Origin of the sequence: Cupriavidus sp. HPC(L) (assembly GCF_000307735.3) — a bacterium.
Taxonomy (GTDB): domain Bacteria; phylum Pseudomonadota; class Gammaproteobacteria; order Burkholderiales; family Burkholderiaceae; genus Cupriavidus.
Genome location: NZ_AMPR02000198.1, coordinates 1 through 5,679 on the forward strand (window position 1 = coordinate 1; position 5,679 = coordinate 5,679).

Annotated in this window: 4 protein-coding genes; 3 read left to right on the forward strand and 1 reads right to left on the reverse strand. The window is 68.4% G+C overall.

Annotation, left to right across the window (positions count from 1 at the left end):
• From B551_RS12635 to B551_RS12645, 3 genes are all read left to right on the forward strand, one after another.
• Positions 1 to 2,519: autotransporter domain-containing protein (locus B551_RS12635; RefSeq protein ID WP_023264219.1), on the forward strand; the 2,519-nt coding region annotated here is incomplete at its 5' end.
• Between the two features lie 291 nt (positions 2,520 to 2,810).
• A complete protein-coding gene (locus B551_RS12640) occupies positions 2,811 to 3,017 on the forward strand; it encodes a hypothetical protein (RefSeq protein ID WP_006577048.1) in 207 nt (68 codons plus the stop codon).
• A gap of 33 nt (positions 3,018 to 3,050) precedes the next feature.
• A complete protein-coding gene (locus tag B551_RS12645; protein WP_023264220.1) occupies positions 3,051 to 5,258 on the forward strand; it encodes a phosphocholine-specific phospholipase C in 2,208 nt (735 codons plus the stop codon).
• Between the two features lie 124 nt (positions 5,259 to 5,382).
• Here the strand turns inward: B551_RS12645 and B551_RS12650 are convergent.
• The coding region (locus tag B551_RS12650; RefSeq protein ID WP_043439312.1) for a DUF3471 domain-containing protein at positions 5,383 to 5,679 on the reverse strand (297 nt) is incomplete at its 5' end.

Sequence of the window (5,679 nt, forward strand, 5' to 3'; positions counted from 1 at the left end):
CTGCGGCCAACAGCTACGGCGGCACGACCACGGTCAACAATGGCACGCTGCTGATTCAGGGCGACCAGTCGCTGGCGACCGGCGCGACCACGGTCAACGCCGGCACGCTCGGCGGCACCGGCATCGTCGGTGGCGATGTCACAGTGGCCAGCGGCGCGACCCTGTCGCCCGGCGCGGCGGCGGGCAACCCTGGCACGCTGACGATCAATGGCGATCTGGCGCTGCAAGCCGGCGCGACGCTCGACTATGACTTCGGGCGCGCCAACACCGTTGGGGGTCCGCTGAACGACCTGGTCGAGGTGGCGGGCGACCTGACCCTCGGCGGCACGCTGAACGTCAAGACTGCGGCGGGTGGCGCCTTCGGTCCGGGCGTCTATCGTGTGATCAGCTACGGCGGCAATCTGCTCGGCGGCACGCTGGGCCTCGGCACGCTCCCCACCGGCTCGCGTGCGACCGTGCAGACATCGATTGCGCAGCAGGTCAACTTGGTCAACGCGTCGAACAACGCGCTGAACTTCTGGGACGGCGATGCCGGCGGCCGCGGCGATGGCAGCATCACCGGCGGTGACGGGACCTGGCGTGCCGCGGGCGACGACAACTGGACCGAGGCCGATGGCGGCGCCAATGCCGCATTCGGCAATGGCGGCTTCGCGGTCTTCGCCGGTACCGCCGGCAAGGTTACGGTCGACAACAGCCAGGGACAGGTCGAGGCGGCCGGCATGCAATTCGCCACCGGCGGCTATACCGTCGACGGCGACCGCATCGTGCTGACCGGTAGCGACGCCACCATCCGCGTCGGTGATGGCACCGCCGATGGCGCCAACTATGTCGCGACAATCAATGCGGCATTGAGCGGCAGCGCCGGCCTGACCAAGACCGATGCCGGCACGCTGGTGCTGGGCGGCACCAGCGACTACACGGGCCCGACGATGGTGGCCGGCGGTACGCTGACGATCAACGGCGCGATCGCGAACTCGCCGGTCTCGGTGCAGGGCGGCGCGACGCTGGCCGGCAACGGCACCGTGGGTTCGACCACGGTCGCCGGCGGCGCGACGATCGCGCCGGCCGGCAACGGCAGCGGCACGCTGACCGTCAGCGGCAACTACGTCCAGCAGGCGGACGGCACCTACCAGGCGCATGTCGATCCGACTTCGAGCGCGTCGGATCGCATCGCGGTGTCGGGCAGCGCCACGCTGCCCGAGGGGGCGCGCCTGAACGTGACCAAGACCAGCAACGCCGCCTATGTGGCCGGCACGCGTTACACGGTGCTGACCGCGACGGGCGGATTGCATGGGGCCTTTACGCTGACCGGCGATACGGCCGTGACCGCCTTCATGGGGCTGCGCGGCGACTACGACGCCAACAACGCCTATCTGGTCGTGCAGCAAGCCCGCGCGATCGACAGCGCCGGCCAGACGCCCAACCAGATTGCGGCGGGACGCGGTGTCGACAGCCTGACCGACACCAATCCGCTGAAGACCGCGGTATTGAACCTGACCGACGACGCAGCGGCGCGCAACGCGCTCGACCAACTGTCCGGCGAGATCCACGCCTCGCTCCGGACCGCGTCGATCGAGGAAAGCCGCTTTGTTCGCGATGCAGCCACCGATCGTCTGCGCGAAGCGTTCTGCGCGGTTGGCTCGGAGCAGGACAAGCGCGATGCGCGCGGCGCGGCAGACTGCGGTCCCGAGTCGCGCCGTCCGAGCGGCTGGGTGCGCGTGTTTGGCGCGTGGGGCGGTCACGATGGCAACGGCAATGCCGGCGCGATGCACAGCGCTACCGGCGGCATTCTGCTCGGCGCGGATTCCGCGGTGTCGCAGAACTGGCGCGTCGGTGTGCTGGCCGGCTACAGCCACACCAACGTCGACGTCGATTCGCGCCACTCATCCGGCTCGATCGACAACTACCATGCCGGCATCTACGGCGGCGGCCAATGGGGCGCGCTGGGTCTGCGCACCGGTGCCGCTTATACCTGGCAGGACATCGGCACTTCGCGCTCGGTCAACTTCGGCGGTTTCCGCGATCAGGCGAAGGCGGACTACCACGCCGGCATGGCGCAGGTCTTCGGCGACCTGGGCTACCGCATCGATGCCGGCCGGTATTCGTACGAGCCGTTCGCCAATGTCGCCCACGTCAATCTCGATACCCGCGGATTCGACGAGCAGGGTGGGGCGGCGGCGCTGGCGAGCCCCGGCAATACCAGCAACGTCACGTTCAGCACGCTCGGCCTGCGCACCACGGCGGACATCTCGCTGGGCCGCCTGACCGGCACGCTGCGCGGCTCGCTGGGTTGGCGCCATGCCTTCGGCGACCGCACGCCGATGTCGACGCTGGCGTTCCGCGGCGCGGACCAGTTCGGCGTGGCCGGTGTGCCGATCGCCGACGATGCGGCCGTGGTCAATGCCGGGCTGGACGTGAAGGTAGGCAAGGCCACCACGGTGGGTGTCAGCTACAGCGGCCAATTCGCTGGCAGCTCGCGGGCACAGACCGTCAAGGCTTCGCTGAAGGTGTTGTTCTGACCGTACGCAAGGCTTGGCCCCTGTGGCCCGGCCTTGCGAGATCGACGGACCACGGAGCGCACGGAGTTTTCCGTGCGCTTTTTTTTTGTTCGGCGTCATCGCCGAGCACGGGATCACGAGGATTCGTAGTCGGGACTTTGTGTCAAGGAACTGACATTTGATCTATCAACAATGAAGCCGTCCTGCCCGCTGGCGCCGTGCATCGATCCGGTGCTTGCCGTCCCGACGCCAGGCAGAAGGCACGACGCAAACGATGCCGTCCCCGTCCCCCACCTCCTGGAGACCCGACCTATGCTCCCTGAACTTGCGCCGCCATCGCCGCGCCGTCCCACGCTGCGGCTCGCGGCCGGTGCCCTCGTCACCGCGCTGCTGCTGGCCGGATGCGGCGGCGGCGACGATGGTGCGACCTTGTCGCCCTCGGCCGCTCCCGACACCACCAATCCGAGCGGCAAGCTCCCCGGCAGGCCCGGCAACTGCTCGAGCCGCTGCGCGCCCTGACTGCGCGACGTTCCCAACGAACAAGAATCCGCCATGACATTCAATCCGTCGAAGCGACAATTCCTGAAGGCTTCGCTGGGCACCGGCGCCGCTGCCGCCGTGCTGGCGAGCTTCCCGCCCGCCATCCGCCGCGCGCTGGCGATCGAAGCCCACAACGCGACTGGCACCATCAAGGACGTCAAGCACGTCGTGATGGTGATGCTCGAGAACCGTTCGTTCGACAGCTACTTCGGCACGTTCAAGGGCGTGCGCGGCTACGGCGACCGCTTCCCGATTCCGCTGCGCAACGGCCGCACCGCGCTGTACCAGACCGATGCGAACGGCAACATCATCACGCCGTATCACCTCGACGAGACGGCCGGCAACGCGCAGCGCGCCGGCGGCACGCCGCACAACTGGGCCGACTCACAAGCGGCTTGGGACCACGGCCGCATGGACCGCTGGCCGGTCGCCAAGCAGCCGCTGTCGATGGGCTACTACGATGACGAGGAGGTGACGTTCCAGCGCGCGCTGGCCGATGCCTTCACGCTGTGCGATGCCTACCATTGCGGCATCCATACCGGCACCATCGCCAACCGCCTGTTCTACTGGACCGGCTCGAATGGTCCGACCGGCGACAACGTCGCGGTGACCGTCAACGAGTTCAACGGCGGCGCCGACGTGGGACCGTCGACCGAAGGCTGGACCTGGGAAACCTATGCGGACCGGCTGCAGGCCGCCGGCGTCAGCTGGAAGGTCTACCAGAACATTCCGGACAACTTCGGCTGCAACCAGATGATGAGCTTCCGTCATTGGCGCGCCGAGATGGAGAAGATGCCGGCCGGACGGCAGGTATCGAACACCAACGCGCCGGGCTTCAATCCGCCGTACGACCCCGCCATCGACGACCGCTACAGCCCGTTCGCCAAGGGCTTCTGCAACACCATGGCCGACGGCGGCTTCCTGCAGTCGCTGCGCGACGACGTGCAGAACGGCCGCCTGCCCGAGGTCTCGTGGATCATCCCGCCGGCCGAGTTCAGCGAGCACCCGGGACCGTCGAGCCCGGCGAAGGGCGGCTGGTACGTACAGGCGATTCTCGATGCGCTGACGTCGGACCCCGAGGTCTGGAGCAAGACCGCGCTGATCATCAACTACGACGAGAACGACGGCTTCTTCGACCACCTGCCGCCGCCGACCGCGCCGTCGCGCAATCCGGACGGGACCGTCGCCGGCAAATCGACGCTGTCCGATGCGCAGATGGCATTCGAATACCACGATTACCAGCCGGCGACGCCCAAGCAGCCGGCCCGCGACGGCCGGCCCTATGGCCCGGGTCCGCGCGTGCCGATGTGGATCGTCTCGCCGTGGAGCCGCGGCGGCTGGGTCAATTCGGAGGTGTTCGACCATACCTCGGTGATCCGCTTCCTCGAGGCGCGCTTCGGCGTGATGGAGCCGCAGATCAGCCCGTATCGCCGCGCGGTATGCGGCGATCTGACCAGCGCGTTCAATTTCGCGACGCCGAACGCGAACCCGCTGCCCGAACTGGCGGGTCGTACCACACGAGCGGAGGCCACCAGCCTGACGGCCGCGCAACAGGCGATGCCGAAGATCCCGGTGCCCGCCACGCCGGCATTGCCGGTGCAGGACGCCGGCACGCGCCCGTCCCGTGCGCTTCCTTATGAGTTGCACACCAGCGCGCGTGTCGATGCCCGCAACAACCGGCTGCAGCTGCTGTTCGCCAATGCCAGCGCGCGCAGCGCCGGCGCGGTGTTTCACGTCTACGATCGCCTGCATCTGGACCGCATTCCGCGACGCATCGTCGTCGAGGCCGGCAAGATGCTGGACGATGTCTGGGACCTGAGCGGCGACGGCGGCAAGTACGATCTGTGGGTGCTCGGCCCGAACGGCTATCATCGCAGCTTCGTCGGCGATGCGGCGGAGCAGGGCGACGCGATGCCGGAGATCCAGGTCTGCTACAACCCCTGCGAGCGGCCGACCGTGCAGGTCAAGCTGCATAACAACGGCCGCCGGCCGATCCGCTTCACCGCCGAGGCGCTGGCCTATCGCAGCGATGGTCCGTGGACGAAGATGGTCGCCCCCGGCAAGGTCGTCGAGTTCGAATGGGCGATCGGCGACTCGGGCTGCTGGTACGACTTCGTCGTGACCTGCGACGCGAGTCCGGCATTCCGCCGCCGCTTTGCCGGACGGATGGAGACCGGCAAGGACCTGGTCAGCGATCCGGCGATGGGGCAGAGCGCCTGAGTCGGCCGCAGTCGCGGAGGACAACCCCGTCGTTCCCGCGCAGGCGGGAACCCAGTGTCTTTGAAAGCCGCTGGGTCCCCGCGTTCGCGGGGACGACGGAGGTTGGCCGGCGCGCCGCGCTCGCTCAGCCGGTCCGCATGAAGGTGCCCAACCCTTCGTGGTCGTAGTACTCGAGCGTCAGCCGATCGCTGCCGAACCACACGCGCGAGATCGTGCCTGGCGTCGCGTTCTCGTTGCGCAGCTGGAACGTGTAGACGTCGCCATCCCAATGCGACAACGGCAGCACCAGCGGGGCGGGACCGATCGTCAGCACCAGCCCGCCCGCGGACTCGCGCACCGTGATGGGCCCGTAGTAGTCGTTGGCGTAGTCGCCGGCATAGACGGACAGCGCGCGCGGCGGCAGCGGCGAGGCCGGCGGCGT

What these genes read in the sequence shown, in the direction of transcription:
- B551_RS12640 (WP_006577048.1), top strand. Translation starts at nt 2,811, where the DNA reads ATGCTCCCTGAACTTGCGCCGCCATCGCCGCGCCGTCCCACGCTGCGG.
- B551_RS12645 (WP_023264220.1), top strand. Translation starts at nt 3,051, where the DNA reads ATGACATTCAATCCGTCGAAGCGACAATTCCTGAAGGCTTCGCTGGGC.